Origin of the sequence: Rheinheimera pacifica, assembly GCF_900108485.1 — a bacterium.
Classification (GTDB): Bacteria; Pseudomonadota; Gammaproteobacteria; order Enterobacterales; family Alteromonadaceae; genus Alishewanella; species Alishewanella pacifica.
On record NZ_FNXF01000006.1, the window covers coordinates 74,401 to 90,232 of the forward strand.

The 15,832-nt window shown below is 46.6% G+C and carries 13 protein-coding genes; all 13 read left to right on the forward strand.

Annotated features, from left to right (window positions below; all coding sequences use genetic code 11):
- Positions 1–99: 99 nt before the first annotated feature.
- The 13 genes from seqA to BLW68_RS09820 all read left to right on the forward strand — a co-directional run bounded on the left by seqA (position 100) and on the right by BLW68_RS09820 (position 15,789).
- Positions 100–606: a replication initiation negative regulator SeqA gene (gene seqA, locus BLW68_RS09760; RefSeq protein WP_092793038.1), complete on the forward strand. Its 507-nt coding sequence runs from the start codon at positions 100–102 to the stop codon at positions 604–606.
- An 11-nt stretch (positions 607–617) separates the two neighbouring features.
- Positions 618–2,267, forward strand: a complete 1,650-nt coding sequence (gene pgm / locus BLW68_RS09765; protein WP_092792787.1) for a phosphoglucomutase (alpha-D-glucose-1,6-bisphosphate-dependent) — start codon at positions 618–620, stop codon at positions 2,265–2,267.
- A 153-nt stretch (positions 2,268–2,420) separates the two neighbouring features.
- Complete coding sequence (locus tag BLW68_RS09770) at positions 2,421–4,907, forward strand: glycogen/starch/alpha-glucan phosphorylase (protein WP_092792789.1); 2,487 nt, start codon at positions 2,421–2,423, stop codon at positions 4,905–4,907.
- Between the two features lie 166 nt (positions 4,908–5,073).
- Positions 5,074–5,865 carry an SAM-dependent methyltransferase gene (locus tag BLW68_RS09775; protein WP_092792791.1) on the forward strand — a complete coding sequence of 264 codons (792 nt, stop codon included), beginning with the start codon at positions 5,074–5,076 and terminating at the stop codon, positions 5,863–5,865.
- Positions 5,858–6,355, forward strand: coding sequence for a GNAT family N-acetyltransferase (locus BLW68_RS09780; RefSeq protein WP_092792793.1), 498 nt, complete (start codon positions 5,858–5,860; stop codon positions 6,353–6,355). Before BLW68_RS09775 ends, BLW68_RS09780 begins: the two co-directional genes overlap by 8 nt.
- 14 nt (positions 6,356–6,369) lie before the next feature.
- Positions 6,370–6,645, forward strand: a complete 276-nt coding sequence (locus BLW68_RS09785) for a hypothetical protein (RefSeq protein ID WP_092792795.1) — start codon at positions 6,370–6,372, stop codon at positions 6,643–6,645.
- Positions 6,646–6,657: 12 nt separating this feature from the next.
- Positions 6,658–8,418: a sensor domain-containing diguanylate cyclase gene (locus tag BLW68_RS09790; protein WP_092792798.1), complete on the forward strand. Its 1,761-nt coding sequence runs from the start codon at positions 6,658–6,660 to the stop codon at positions 8,416–8,418.
- A 135-nt stretch (positions 8,419–8,553) separates the two neighbouring features.
- Positions 8,554–8,829, forward strand: a complete 276-nt coding sequence (locus tag BLW68_RS09795; RefSeq protein ID WP_092792801.1) for a hypothetical protein — start codon at positions 8,554–8,556, stop codon at positions 8,827–8,829.
- Between the two features lie 85 nt (positions 8,830–8,914).
- The gene (locus BLW68_RS09800; RefSeq protein WP_177172201.1) at positions 8,915–10,576 is read left to right on the forward strand and encodes a GGDEF domain-containing protein; all 1,662 of its coding nucleotides are present in this window, start codon (positions 8,915–8,917) and stop codon (positions 10,574–10,576) included.
- Between the two features lie 84 nt (positions 10,577–10,660).
- Positions 10,661–11,731, forward strand: a complete 1,071-nt coding sequence (astE, locus tag BLW68_RS09805) for a succinylglutamate desuccinylase (RefSeq protein WP_092792804.1) — start codon at positions 10,661–10,663, stop codon at positions 11,729–11,731.
- A gap of 292 nt (positions 11,732–12,023) precedes the next feature.
- Positions 12,024–13,208, forward strand: a complete 1,185-nt coding sequence (locus tag BLW68_RS09810; protein WP_068231910.1) for a thiamine pyrophosphate-dependent dehydrogenase E1 component subunit alpha — start codon at positions 12,024–12,026, stop codon at positions 13,206–13,208.
- The gene (locus BLW68_RS09815) at positions 13,208–14,185 is read left to right on the forward strand and encodes an alpha-ketoacid dehydrogenase subunit beta (protein ID WP_092792807.1); all 978 of its coding nucleotides are present in this window, start codon (positions 13,208–13,210) and stop codon (positions 14,183–14,185) included. The genes BLW68_RS09810 and BLW68_RS09815 overlap by 1 nt, the downstream gene beginning before the upstream one ends.
- A gap of 11 nt (positions 14,186–14,196) precedes the next feature.
- Positions 14,197–15,789: a dihydrolipoyllysine-residue acetyltransferase gene (locus BLW68_RS09820; protein WP_092792810.1), complete on the forward strand. Its 1,593-nt coding sequence runs from the start codon at positions 14,197–14,199 to the stop codon at positions 15,787–15,789.
- The last annotated feature ends 43 nt before the right edge of the window (positions 15,790–15,832 follow it).

Below are 15,832 nucleotides of genomic sequence, written 5' to 3' on the forward strand. Positions count from 1 at the left end.
ATTTGGTTAACGGGTATGCTAGTCTAGCAAATCATGCCGCTGGCGTCAGTCGATAAGGCTTTATATAATGAGGCCACTTTTAGCGCACGGAATAAATATATGAAAACCATCGAAATAGATGATGAGCTATACCAGTACATTGCCGGCCAGACCCAAAAAATTGGTGAAAGTGCGTCTGAGATCTTACGTCGCTTATTGCTTGGTGACGATACAAAACCAGCTTTAGCAACACCGGAAGAGGCAGTATCGACACCGGCAACTCCAATCAGCAGTAGTATTTTTGACTTAATAAATAAGCAGGATTTACCGGCTGAATCGAGTGTAGTTGGCCGTTTTTTGTTTATTTTGTCTGCGCTGGCCCGGGCGCACAAAAAGCAGTTTACCAAAGTGCTGGAGATTAAAGGCCGCAACCGGCTGTATTTTGGCCGCAGTGCAGAGGAGTTGTCAGAAGCCGGCAGCAGTACCAACCCAAAACAAATTCCTAATACTGAATTTTGGGTGATTACCAACTCTAATACCACCCGCAAAAAAATGATGCTGACTGAGACAGCCATTAAACTCGGCTATAGTGAACAGGATGCAGAACGTATTCGCGATTTGTTATAAAAGGAAAAGTTATGTCTTTACACCCACTGGCCGGGCAGCAGGTGCCTACATCGTTAGTGCCTAATATCAGCCGTCTGATGACGGCATACTATGTGCTGGAACCCGATGTACATACGCAACCTGAGCATAAAGTCAGTTTTGGCACGTCGGGCCATCGTGGCAGTGCGCTGAATTGCTCGTTTAATGAACCGCATGTGCTGGCAATTTGTCAGGCGGTGGCGGATTACCGTAAAAAAAACGCGATTACCGGGCCATTATTTCTGGGTAAAGACACCCATGCTTTATCTGAAGCAGCATTTGCCACTGCGCTTGAGGTATTGATTGCCAATAAAATTCAGGTATGCATCCAAAAAGATCTTGGTTACACGCCAACGCCGGTCATTTCGCACGCTATTCTGACGCAAAATAAAGGTGCAACCAGCCAACTGGCAGACGGTATTGTGATTACGCCCTCACATAATCCACCACAGGATGGCGGTATTAAGTACAACCCGCCACATGGCGGCCCGGCCGATACCGATGTAACCAACTGGATAGAACAACGCGCAAATGAATTGCTAGCCAAAGATCTGGAAGGCGTAAAAATGATGCCTTATGCCCTGGCGCTGCAATCTGGCTATTGTCAGCATATTGATTATATTCAGCACTATGTGGATGATTTAGAAAACGTTATTGATATGGCCGCGATAGCCAAAGCAGGCATTAAAATTGGTGTCGACCCGCTGGGCGGCTCAGGCATTGCTTATTGGCCACGTATTGCAGAGCGCTATAGCCTGAACATTACTGTAGTAAATGAAAAGGTTGATCCGGCGTTTGCCTTTATGCCATTGGACAAAGACGGGCAAATTCGTATGGATTGCTCCTCTGCCTATGCCATGGCTAATCTGATACAGCTAAAAGATCAGTTTGATATTGCAATAGGTAATGACCCGGATTTCGATCGCCACGGCATAGTGACCCGCAGTGGCGGGCTGATGAACCCTAATCATTATCTGGCAGTAGCCATTAATTATTTGCTTGCTAACCGGCCAGATTGGGCTGCAGAGCTGGCAATTGGTAAGACGCTGGTATCCAGCGCATTAATTGACAGAGTTGTGGCTGCACGCGGGCGTAATTTACTGGAAGTACCGGTAGGTTTTAAGTGGTTTGTCGAGGGTATGCATAACGGCAGTGTTGCTTTTGGCGGCGAAGAAAGTGCAGGGGCTAGTTTTTTACGGTTTGATGGCAGTGCCTGGTCTACCGACAAAGACGGTATTATTTTGGGGCTATTAGCAGCAGAAATGCTGGCAAAAACTGGCGTAGATCCTTATCAGCAGTATCAGGCGCTTACACGAGAGCTTGGTTCGCCGTTGTATCGCCGTTTAGATGCCCCGGCCAGCAATGAGCAAAAAGCCGCCCTGAAAAAACTCGATGTAAAAAGTGTTAAGCAAACCACCTTAGCCGGCGATGACATTTTAGCTGTGCTAACCAAAGCGCCGGGAAATAATGCTGATATAGGCGGGGTAAAAGTAGTCACCCGTAATGGTTGGTTTGCTGCCCGGCCATCAGGCACGGAAAACTCTTATAAAATTTATCTGGAGAGCTTCGTTGACCAGGGCCACCTGTTACAACTGGAGCACGATGCTAAGGCGTTTGTTGAATACGTATTCAGTCAGATATAAGGCGCTGAAAAGGCTATGATCTACATTGTAATTAAATTACATTTATAGCCTTCGATTTTGCCTTGAGCACTGTGATAGGGTATTTTTTTGTAATAATTCTACGCTTGGCGATATTATGTAGCTATCACAGGCAGAAAACTATCAGGATTTGTAATGAAAAAACATACCTCAACTGCCAGTACTGGTGTAACACAAATTAACACCGAACAGCTGAAAGATCAGATTATCCGTCATCTGCATTCCACCTTAGGTACCGACGTAAATAAAGCCAGTCCACAGGCGTGGTGGCGGGCTACCTGTGCGGCGGTAAACGAGCAGGTTTATGACGGCCTGCGCAACACTCAGCGCACGCACTATGAAAACAACACCCGCGCTTTGCATTATTTTAGCCTGGAATACCTGATGGGCCGTTTGTTCAGCAATAACCTGCATAATCTGGGGTTGTATGAACAAGCCAAACAGGCACTGTCAGAGCTTGGGCTAAATATTGCTGATCTGGAAGATCAGGAAGAAGATATGGCACTGGGCAATGGTGGCCTGGGGCGTTTAGCGGCGTGCTTCATCGATTCTCTGGCCACACTGAATTATCCGGCAATTGGCTACGGCATTCATTATGAGCATGGCTTGTTTCAGCAAAGTTTTCAGGATGGCCGTCAGATAGAGCGGCCGGATAGCTGGCGCGAATATGCTAACCCCTGGGAGATTTGCCGGCCTGAGTCAGTTCAGGAAATTTCAGTATACGGTTATGTTGAAACGGTATACGACCTGCAAGGTAAAATGAAAAAAGTATGGCATCCGGGCCGCATTATCAAAGGTGTGCCATGGGATATTCCGATCGTAGGTTATAACGGCAGTTCAGTGAATGTGTTGCGGTTATGGGAAAGCCGGGCCAGTGACTTTTTTAACTGGGACGTATTTAACTCTGGTGGTTATATAGACGCTTCGCGCGAGAATATCGAAGCGGAGACTATCTCTAAAGTACTGTACCCGAACGATGAAACCGATGCCGGCAAGGAACTTCGCTTAATTCAGCAGTACTTTTTTGTTTCCTGTTCATTAAAAGACATTATTCGCCGCTATAAACGCACGCATGCCGATGACTGGAGCGACTTTGCCAAGCAGGTGGTTATTCAGCTGAATGACACACACCCGGCAGTGTCTATACCCGAGTTGATGCGTATTCTGGTTGACCGTGCTGAAATGCAGTGGGATCAAGCCTGGAATATCTGCCAGCAGGTTTTTGCCTATACTAACCATACCTTATTGCCTGAAGCTCTGGAAAAATGGCCGGTACGGTTATTTGAGAAAGTATTACCGCGCCACCTGGAAATTATCTACGAAATTAACCGCCGCTTCCTGGTAGAGCAGGTTGATGTGTTGTGGCCGGGTGACAATGAGAAAAAACGCAAACTGTCGATCATCGAAGAAGGCCATGATGCTATGGTGCGAATGGGCCACTTATCAGTGGTGGGTTCGTTCCGGGTGAATGGTGTAGCTGAAATTCACTCAAAACTGGTTAAGTCAGATTTATTCCCGGAAATGGTAGCCCTGTGGCCAGATAAATTTACGAATGTCACCAATGGTGTGACACCAAGACGCTGGTTAAAAGCCTGTAACCCGAAACTGGCGAAATTGCTGGATGACAATATTGGCTCTGAATGGCCAACTGATTTAAAGCAATTGTCTAAGTTTGCTGCCTTTGCTGATGATGTTAAAATTCAGGACGCCTTTATAGCGATTAAGCAACAGAATAAAGCTGACCTGGCAAATGTGGTGAAAAAGCTGACGCATATTGATATTGATCCGCATGCCATTTTTGATATTCAGATTAAGCGGCTGCATGAGTATAAGCGCCAGCACCTGAACCTGTTGCATATACTGGCGTTATACCGTCGTATTCTGCAGGAGCCTGATTATGACATGGTGCCACGTGTATTTCTGTTTGGTGCTAAAGCAGCGCCGGGCTATAAGCTGGCCAAAGAAATTATTTATGCCATTAATAAAGTTGCTGAGAAAATTAACCACGATAAGCGGGTGAAAAACCGGTTAAAAGTGGTATTTATGCCCAATTACCGGGTAACTCTGGCAGAGAAAATGATACCGGCCGCTGATGTATCTGAGCAAATTTCTACTGCAGGTAAGGAAGCCTCAGGTACTGGCAATATGAAGCTGGCACTGAACGGCGCTATTACGGTGGGCACTTTGGATGGTGCCAATATCGAAATTGCTGAGGAAGTGGGTGACGACAATATCGCTATCTTTGGTCTGACAGTAGATGAAGTAAAAGCTTTACATGCCAACGGCTACAACAGTATGGATTATTACTATGCTAATCCAGAAATTAAAGCCATTCTGGACTGGCTGGAAACCGACTATTTTACACCCGGTAAGCCAGGCGAGTTAGCGGCCATTAAGCGCAGTCTGCTGGAGGGGGGCGACCCTTACCTGGTGCTGGCGGATTTCGAAAGCTACGTTAAAGCCCAGCAGAAAATAGATCAGTGGTATCGCGATAAATCACTGTGGGCTAAAAAAGCCATACTCAATACTGCCTCGGTAGGCAAGTTTACCTCTGACCGTTCTATCGAGGACTATGTCAGCCGGGTATGGCATTTAGAGAAGTGCCATATCAGACGCGATTAAGCTGCTACCGAAAAGCCTGTCACTGACAGGCTTTTTTTATCGCTGATGAAATATCGGCATGTAATAGGTAAATCTTTGGCTATATTAGAATAAGTTCAGCTTTGTGCGGGCTTGCTTCCCACCATAGCAACGCCTTATAGTGTGAAAAAAAATCAAGGACGTCATTTTGCAAACAGGCAGTTTAGTTTGTGTCGGCACCGGTATGACACTGGGCTCGCATATCAGCCCGCTTTCCCGTAGTTATATTGAACAGGCCGACGTGGTGTTTGTGCTGGTAGCCGACGGTATTACTGAAAAGTGGATAGAGCAGATGAATGCTGATGTGCGTTCACTCCAGCCTTACTATCTGGAAGGCAAATCCCGCATGCTCACTTATCGCGAGATGGTTGCTGCTATGCTGGCTGAAGTTAAAGCGGGTAAAAAGGTGGTAGGGGCGTTTTACGGCCATCCGGGCGTATTTGCCTGGGTGCCGCACAATGCCATCAAGCAAGCCCGTGAACTGGGTTTTACCGCCCATATGGAGCCGGGTATTTCAGCAGAAGATTGTTTGTATGCTGATTTAGGCATCGACCCCGGCACTTATGGCTGCCAGCACTATGAAGCCAGCCAGTTTATGTTTTATAAACGCAATATTGATACCGCTGCCTATCTGATATTGTGGCAGGTAGCGGTATCCGGGGATCGCTCTTTAGCTCGATTCTCTGCGACACCTGCTTTTATGCAACTATTTGTGCAAATGCTGTTGGAATATTATCCGGCAGACCATAATGTCATTTTATATGAAGCTGCTACTTTACCTATCCAATTTCCAAGAGTGGAGCAGTTGAAATTATCTGAGTTACCTAATGCTATCCTTGATTTAAAAACTACGTTAGTTATCCCTCCGGCTCAGAAATTACAACCTAACCAGACGATTTTAGCGCAGTTAGCTGCAATGGGGGCGGAACTCGATGTTTAATGCTGCTGATTTTACCCTGGCAGCTGAAAACTATAGCGTTAGCGTAATCATGGCTGATGCCCGAGACACTTATATCAGTTTATTTACTGATGCAAAAACGATGAGATGTATTGGGCCAACACTGTCTTCAGAACTTGCTCAGCAGCATTTCTCTGCGGCCCAGCATTCCAGTTCCCGGAAGCTGACCTCTCAGCTGTATCTGAGTATTAAACTGGCTGATACCGCCAAAGTCATTGGTATATTTTCAGTTCGTACAACAGCTCTGGATAAAAGTGTTGAAGTAGGTATTATGCTGCTTAGACAATATCACTGTTCAGGGCTTGCTAAAGATGTTGTTAAAGCCGTATGCGAGCGTATTTTTACTTGTTATGAAGTTAAAAGTGTAATTTGCAATATTCAGCAGCGTAACCTGGCAGCGCGAAAATTGGTAGGTAGCCTAGGCTTCACCAATGCAGGTTCAGGTTTAAGCTATAGATTAGATAAATATTAATAAGAGGCAGCATTATGCACTCAATAATAAAAGTTTTAGAAACTTTGGGGACGACAGCCGATTTTTCTGAATTACCAAACGAACGGCTTAATAGTGTTTTTAATCCTCTCGACATAGATACTGAGGTTCAACAGGCGATAAGAGAGAGAAATGTAGCGAAGCTAGAAGCTCTACTGGACGTGAGACATAAGATCGTTTGTATGATTAATCAGCCCGATCCGGAAGACACTCCTGTTGAGCTACCAGAACCTGAAGAAGAAGAGCCCACTCAGTCAAGCGCTTGGCGCTAATCAAGTTTAACGATGAAATTCAAACTTACACAAACACCATTCATCTGTTGGATGGTGGCTATTGTGTTGCTTTGTTCATCACAAAGCATACTGGCCTCGGTTTTTCTTAGTCAGCTTACTCAGCTCGAAGAAATCAGGCTGATTAACTTTACTAGTTTTAGCGCCGGACTAGCAGAGTTGGAAAAAGTAAAAAGTAGTTTTACTGAAGAGGAAAGCCAGTATTTTGCTTTGTTAAAAGGTTATGAAAAGTCGCTTGCGGGCGAGTACGAGCAGGCATTTATTTACCTTGCTCCACTTATCCAATCAACTTCGTCTGGTATTTATCATTTCAGAGCTAAAGTTCTTGCTGTGAATTTATATGCGATTTCGCATGATTACTTAAACGCATTTTTGTTATTAGGCGAGCTAAATAAAGAGTTGCCTTTTATTGATGATGCTGTTGCCAGGGCTCAGGCCGTAGGCAACATAGCCATGCTCTATAATGGAATTGAAAAATATGAAATTGCACTGTTTTATTCTGAACAATTCTTAAATTCAATAAAAGATCAGCAACTTGTTTGCAGGGTATTAGTTCATAAATTAACTTCTCTGGCAAATCTGAAAAAAAACAGTGATTTTTTGTCTGAAATTGACCATGGCATCGCAACATGCCGAAAATCTAAAGAGAAAATACCTGAAATTATCATGCTTAGAGATAAAATGCAGGTTTTGCTTCACTTAGAGCGCCTCAGTGAAATTACAAGTTTATACCAAAGTATTTCAGAGGATGTAGTTGCGACAGGTTATCCGATGTTGATTGCAGGCATATTAAATATTACAGCACAAGCATATCTTCGCGCCGGAGACCTTAGCAATGCAGAGCTTTTAGCTGCGACAGCTCTTAGACAGATTGAACACACATCTATCAATTTTGTGCAAACAGAATTATATAAGCTTTTAGCTGACCTAGAAAAACGTAAAGGTAATTTCGAGGCTGCATTGGCCTATTTTGAGAAGCATAGCGCGCTTGAAAAAACATATCAGGACGACAAAACAAATCAGCAACTGGCGTTCCACCTTGCCGAAGGTGAGTTAGAAGTAAAGGATAAGCGTATCGCTTTGTTAGACAAAGACAATGAGTTGTTGTCGTTACAAAAAAATCTCTATGAGCATGAAGTAAAACAAAACCGGCTGCTATTGCTTTTGCTGTTTTCTGTGTTGATTATTGCTAGCTTTATGGCTTATCGAGGCATGTCCGGCCGTAAACGCTTTAAAAAAATTGCTGAGTTTGACCAATTAACCGGTATCAGTAACCGTTATCATTTTAACAATTTGGCTAAAGTAGCTCTGGATTATTGTGAGCTTAACGCTAAGCCCGCTGCACTCATCCTGTTTGACCTGGATTATTTTAAAACTATCAATGACAACTATGGCCATGCTACCGGTGATTGGGCGTTGCAACAGGTAGTAAAAACCTGTCGTAACTTTATGCGCAACAATGATGTATTTGGACGGATTGGCGGTGAAGAGTTTGCTGTAGTGTTGCCGGGCTGCCACGCCGATAAAGCCGCACTACTGGCAGAAATATGCCGTGACGCCATTGCTACTATAGATACAACAGAAAGCGGTTATCAGTTCCCGCTTAGTGCCAGCTTTGGTGTCAGTTCTTCTGATATATCGGGCTATCAGCTTAAACAGTTATTGGCAGATGCGGATCTGGCAATGTACAGTGCCAAGCAGTCGGGACGAGATCAGATCGCCACTTATACCCACCTTATGGATACCGCAGATTAAAAATTTATTGTCGTTCTGTATTATAACATTCCTGTAGTAGTTGTAATTCGTTACGGCCGGGTGCAGGATGGTATTTAAAGTTTGATTGAGTTTAATGCCTTTTACGTTCGCGTAACAACCTTACAGGAACTGTCGATGAATAAAGTGATTAGCTTGCTTGAAACTTTAGGCCAGAGTGCTGCGTTACAGAGTCTGGATACTGCAACATTACAAAAAGTATTTAACCCGTTGGATATGGATGTTCAGGTGCAACATGCCATTTTGACCAGGGATCACGTTCAGTTAGAGGCCTTGCTACAGGTGCGGAACAAAGTGGTATGTGCCATTTGCCCCGCAGAAGAACCGCCACAAGACGTGCCTGAGAATGACGACGAAACCGGGGAAAAGTCAGCGGTTGCCGCTAGCTTTTAGATTGGCTCAGCCACTGTTAATTAAGCTGATAAAACCGGCATGGATAATCTGTGCTGGTTTCGTTGCTATTGCATCAGCCAGTGAAATGACTGCGCGATTGGACGCGCTGGATGATCTGAAAGTGGTCAATGTAGCTGAATTCAGTGAAAAGCTGGCAATTATCGCTGAAAACCCTGCTGAGCTGACACAATATCAACAAGATTATCTAGAGTTACTACAAAGTTACGAAAAGTCGCTGCGCGGTGATTTTGACGGCGCAGCAGTGCTGCTTGAATCAATGCTAGCGCGTGATACTGCGCCAGAAATTGTGTTTCGCGTTAAAGCACTGCTGGTTAATGTATTTGCCGTAACCCGAAATTATCGCAATGCGTTTTCTTATCTTGAGCAAGTAAGTCGTGAAGTTCAGTCTGTCACATCAACCCGGGCAAAAGAACACGGCCTGAGCGTGCTGGCTTATACATATAATCAACTGTCAGAGTTTGACATTGCCCGGTTTTATGCTCAGCTACTGATCAACAGCGCTACATCTGAAAAAGCATTGTGTCATGGCCGACACCATTTAATTGAATCTCTGTATGGGTTAGGGCAATGGGAGCTATTTAGCACTAATGTTGAACTGTCAGTAAGCCACTGTGTTAATCACCGTGAGCTGATTTTTGCTAACCTGATTCGCCTGAAATACTATAACTATTTATTGCTGCATGAACAGTATCAACAGGCAGACGAGTATTATCAATCATTTATAGATTCTGTTGCTAAAACAAATTATCCGTTTCTGCTTGCGGGCGTTTTAGGGGCTGCTGCAAAAAATAATCTGGCACTGGCACAATATGATGCAGCTGAAGAGTTGGCCAGGCGCACCTTGCAGTATTCCGGCAGCTCAGAATTCAGTGTGCCGGTGTTAAATGCTTATGATGTGCTATATCAGGTCAACCATTCACGCAGAGATTATAATAAAGCCTTGGAGTACCATATAAAGTATACCTCTGCGCTGAAAGCAAACAGTGATGACCGTTTTGTGCGGCAACAAGCTTACCATGTAGCTAAAGCTGAAATAGAAGTAAAAGATCAGCGCTTAGCCTTACTTGATAAAGATAACGAACTCCTATTTTTGCAAAAAAACCTGTATGAGCAAGAGGTTCAACAAAACCGGCTTATTATGCTGCTGTTACTGTTAATCGTGGCTCTGGTCAGTTTTATGGCCTATCGCGGTATGTCGGGGCGTAGCCGCTTTAAGAAAATGGCTGAGTACGACCAGTTAACCGGGATCAGTAACCGTTATCATTTTAACAACCAAGCCAGGGTGGCGTTGGATTACTGTGAGTTGGATGCAAAACCTGCAGCACTGATTTTGTTCGACCTGGATTATTTTAAGAATATAAATGACCAATACGGTCATGCCGCAGGCGATTGGGCATTGCAGCAGGTGGTAAAAACCTGTCGTAATTTTATGCGCAATAATGATGTGTTTGGTCGTATTGGTGGTGAAGAATTTGCAGTGGTGTTGCCTGGCTGCCATGCTGATAAAGCTGCACTAATGGCAGAAATATGCCGCGATGCCATTGCCACTATAGACACAAAAGGCAGTGGTTATACATTTCCACTACGGGCTAGTTTTGGTGTCAGCTCTTCGGATACGTCCGGCTATCAGCTTAAGCAATTATTAGCTGATGCAGATCTGGCAATGTACAAAGCTAAGCAGTCCGGGCGGGATCAGGTGTCAATGTATACAGAGGAGCTGGGCTGATTTACAGTGTAAGCAAGCGTCCGGTTTGGCTGAGTGCAGTAACTGCGGTAGAATCAGCACATTATAACAATCTGGAGCTGGCGCATGGCGCACTTATCTACCCAACACGCCCAACTGCTGCAACATGGCGACTTTTTGCAACTGACTCTTTCAAACCCTGATGGCTTGCCATCATCACAGTTCACCTTACCTAATGGCACGACGGTCAGTATTCTCGATACTGGCGTAATATGCTTTGAGCCGGTGCTCAGTGAAAGCAATACTAAAGATATTGTTTTGTCTTGTGGCGTGCATGGCAATGAAACTGCGCCGATAGAAATTTGTGCCGAGCTGGTAAAAGACCTGCTAACCGGCCAACTTCAACTTAAACACCGCTTGTTAGTACTGTTTGGTAATCCTGCCGCGATAAATGCCAGCACACGCGAAATTACCGAAAACCTGAACAGGCTGTTTTCCGGTCACCACAGCATGGGGGCGGGCCTGATTAACGCTGAGCGCAAGCGTGCCAAGGCGTTGGAGGAGTATGTCAGCCGTTTCTATCAAGAGGTACGCGTAACCAATGTGGTGCCGCGTAACCGATATTTGTATGATTTACACACCGCTATCCGTGGCTCCCGTTTTGAAAAATTCGCCGTGTATCCGTTCTTGCATAATAAGCCGTGGCAAAAGGCCCAGTTTGAGTTTTTGCAGGCCTGTGATGTCACGACAGTGCTGTTAATGCAAACGCCGGCGTCTACTTTTAGCTACTACGCTTCTAATACGCATGGCGCCGATGCCTTTACCATTGAACTGGGTAAGGTACAGCCGTTTGGCCGGAACGATATGCAACGTTTTGCCAAAGCACGCGCCGCGCTGCGGCAACTGGTTAGCGAAGCCGCGGTTAGCACAGTACATTTTGATGAGCAGCAGTTTCAGCTGTATCAGGTGTATCGCGCGATCAATAAGCAAACGCAGGAGTTTAAACTGCACTTTGCCGATGACGTAGAAAACTTTACTGCCTATCCGCAAGGCACCTTGCTGGCGACAGACGGTGATATAGAGTACAGAGTAGAGCGCGAAGGTGAAGCCATTATTTTCCCCAATGCCAAAGTGGCCATAGGCCAGCGCGCTATGCTGATGGTGGTGCCCACTACAGTGGCGCACAATATCGCTTAACGGCTGATTACCACAGTAAACTGCTGTAAAGAGTAAATTTAAGCTGACAGTCATTACTGCGCGGCACTTACCAGAACGGGCGTGTCGGTTGCAATGCAGTTTACGTAAAGGTAAAGTTGCCGCCGATAATAATCAGAACACACCGGTGCCGGCTAAAGCCAGGCACAAAACGGGGAGAGCGGTTAAAGCCGCTATACTGGACGGTAAAAGCTAAGTTCCGCCAGCCTGATACCAAGACCGGGCTGGCGGAGCTGCCACCTGTCTGACACGTATAACAAACAAGAGACACCCTATGACTAACCCAAATAACGCCACCATTACCACGGTGCACACTGCGGAGTTTACCGCCGGTGATGCGTTAAAAATTCCTACACTACGCATTTTACGTGACGATGGCAGCCTGTACGAAGGTGCGGTAGCGCCGGAGTTGGATAAAGCCACCGCCATTAAAATGTACGATACCATGGTGTTTACCCGGGTACTGGATGAGCGCATGTTGGCTGCCCAGCGTCAGGGCCGCATCAGCTTTTATATGCAGTGCTTAGGCGAAGAAGCCACTACGGTAGGTAGCGCCGCGGCATTGGCAGAGCAAGATATGATCATGGCGCAGTATCGCGAGCAGGGTGCGTTGCGTTATCGTGGTTTTACGCTGGAGCAGTTTATGAACCAGCTGTTTTCCAACGAAAAAGATTTGGGTAAAGGCCGGCAGATGCCGGTACATTACGGCAGCAAAGACATTTACTATATGACGATATCGTCACCGCTGGGCACGCAAATCCCCCAGGCCAGCGGTTATGCTTATGCGCAAAAGCTGCGTGGTTTACCTAACACCACTATCTGTTATTTCGGTGAAGGTGCAGCCTCAGAAGGCGATTTCCACGCCGGGTTAAATATGGCGGCGGTACACAAGGCGCCGGTAATTTTCTTCTGTCGTAACAATGGCTATGCCATTTCCACGCCGGCCAGTGAGCAGTTTGTTGGTGATGGTATTGCCTGCCGTGCAGTCGGTTACGGTATGAAAGCCCTGCGGGTAGACGGTGCCGATATTTTAGCCGTGTATCAGGCGACTAAAATGGCGCGTGACCATGCACTTAAGCATAACGAGCCGGTGTTAATTGAATCTATTGCTTACCGTTTAGGTGCTCATTCCTCGTCTGACGATCCAAGTGGTTACCGCTCAAAAGAAGAAGAAGAAAAGTGGCGCCAGAACGACCCTATCGCCCGGTTCCGGTTATGGCTGGTAGAAAAAGGCTGGTTGAACGAAGCCGACGATAAAGCCACTATTGAAGCGCTGCGTACCGAAATTCTCGATGCGTTAAAAGTGGCGGAAAAAGTGGCTAAGCCTGGCATAGAGCACCTTATTTCTGATGTGTACGCCGAGCCGATTCCGGCATTACAACAACAATTAGATGAATTAAAAGCGCATATCCGTAATTACCCGGAAGCGTATCCGGTAACGGCGGGGAGACTAGACTAATGGCAAAAATGAACATGTTGCAGGCCATTAATAATGCGCTTGATTTAGCCATGGCCAAAGACGACAGCGTAGTGTGTTTTGGTGAAGACGTAGGCCACTTTGGTGGTGTGTTTCGCGCCACCAGCAAACTGCAGGAAAAATACGGCAAAGCGCGCTGCTTTAATACACCGTTAACTGAGCAGGGCATTGCCGGTTTTGCTAACGGTATGGCAGCCCAGGGTATGAAGCCGGTAGCGGAAATTCAGTTTGCCGACTATATCTTCCCGGCCTTTGACCAAATCGTTAACGAGACCGCCAAGTTCCGCTACCGCTCCGGTAATGAGTTTAATGTCGGCGGTATAGTGTTCAGAAGCCCGTACGGTGGCGGTATTGCCGGTGGTCATTATCACAGCCAGTCACCGGAAGCCTATTTTGCCCATACTCCGGGTTTAAAGGTAGTGATCCCGCGTGACCCGTATCAGGCCAAAGGCTTGTTATTGGCCTCTATTGCCTGTCCGGATCCGGTTATTTTCTTTGAACCGAAAAAGCTGTACCGTGCCTCCACCGGCGAAGTGCCGGAAGAGTACTACGAAATTGAACTGGGTAAAGCCGAGGTAACGCAGCAAGGTAAAGACATTACTGTGCTGGCCTGGGGTGCGCAGATGGAAATAGTGCAAAAAGCAGTAGAAATGGCTGAAAAAGACGGCATTTCCTGTGAAGTGATAGACCTGCGCAGCATATTGCCGTGGGATGCCGATACGGTAGCCGCGTCGGTCAAAAAAACCGGCCGGCTGGTTATTAACCATGAAGCGCCGTTAACCGGCGGTTTTGCCGGTGAAATTGCCGCCACTATCCAGAAAATGTGTTTCCTGCACCTGGAAAGCCCGATTGAACGGGTCTGTGGTATGGATACACCGTACCCGCTGGCGCTGGAAAAAGAGTACGTGGCGGATCATTTAAAAACCTACGAAGCGATAAAACGCTCAGTTAACTTTTAACGGAGGCAGCAATGAAAAAAGATTTTATTCTGCCGGATATCGGTGAAGGTATAGTTGAGTGTGAAATTGTTGACTGGCTGGTTGCCGAGGGTGACACCATCACTGAAGACCAGCCGGTATGCGATGTAATGACCGATAAAGCCCTGGTGCAAATTCCGGCGGTGCATAACGGTGTGGTAAGCAAACTGTATTATGCCAAAGGTGATATTGCCAAAGTGCATGCACCGCTGTTTGAAATGCAACTGGCCGGCACGGATAACACAGCGGTTGCCGCGCAACCGGAGGCTGTTGCTGCGCCCACGGCGGCTGCTTCTGCCGGTAGCGAAGATTTTATTCTGCCCGATATTGGCGAAGGCATTGTCGAGTGTGAAATTGTCGACTGGTTAGTTAGCGAAGGCGATGACATCGTTGAAGATCAGCCGGTATGTGATGTAATGACCGACAAAGCGCTGGTGCAAATTCCGGCCAAGTACTCCGGTAAAGTAACTAAGCTGTATTACGCCAAAGGCGAGATTGCCAAGGTGCATGCGCCGCTGTTTGCGATGCAACATGCCGGCCTGGCATCAGCGCCGCAAGCGGCTGCTGTTACTGCAACGGCTGCGCCGGCTAAAGCTGCCTGTGCATTACAGCAAAAAGGTGACGCTGTTAGCGCTGGTGCCAGCTCTAATGGCAAAGCACTGGCCAGCCCGGCGGTACGTCGTTTAGCCCGTGAGCTGAGTATTGATATCAGCAAGGTGCCGGGCAGCGGTGATAAAGGCCGTGTGTATAAGGACGATGTACGTGCTTTTGCTGATGGCAAAATACCGGCCACAGCCGGCCCTGCATCAAGCGGTAATGTATCAGCGGGTAATGCAGCAAACGCAAGCAGCACTACAGCCTCCGCAACTGTAACATCAGGCGGTAGCCGTAGCGAGCCGATTAAAGGCATCAAAGCAGCGATGGCGCGGCAGATGGTGGAATCGGTTTCAACCATTCCGCATTTTACCTACTGTGAAGAGATTGATTTAACCGAACTGATAGCGCTGCGTGCCGGTTTAAAAGATCAGTACGCCAAACAGGGCGTAAAGCTGACCATGATGCCGTTTTTTATTAAGGCCTTGTCGCTGGCGATTAATCAGTTCCCGATTATGAATGCCAAAGTGAATCAGGACTGCACTGAGCTGACCTATTTTGACGATCATAATATCGGCATAGCAGTAGACTCGAAAATTGGTTTACTGGTGCCGAATATCAAAGGTTGTCAGCGTAAATCTATTATTGATATTGCTAACGATTTAACCCGCTTAACCGAGCAGGCCCGTGACGGCCGTGTCAGCCCGGCTGATTTAAAAGGCGGTACTATCAGTATCTCTAATATTGGTGCCATTGGCGGCACTGTGGCTACGCCCATTATCAATAAGCCGGAGCTGGCGATAGTAGCACTGGGTAAGGTGCAAACCTTGCCACGCTTTAATGCCAAAGGCGAGGTGGAAGCACGCCAGTTGATGCAAATCAGCTGGTCGGGCGATCACCGCGTAATAGATGGCGGTACCATAGCGCGCTTTACCAATCTGTGGAAACAGTATCTGGAGCAGCCATCAGCTATGCTGGTAGCAATGCGCTAGTTGGTTAAATCCTGCTTGGTTTTAACCGGGCTTTCTGCTAAAA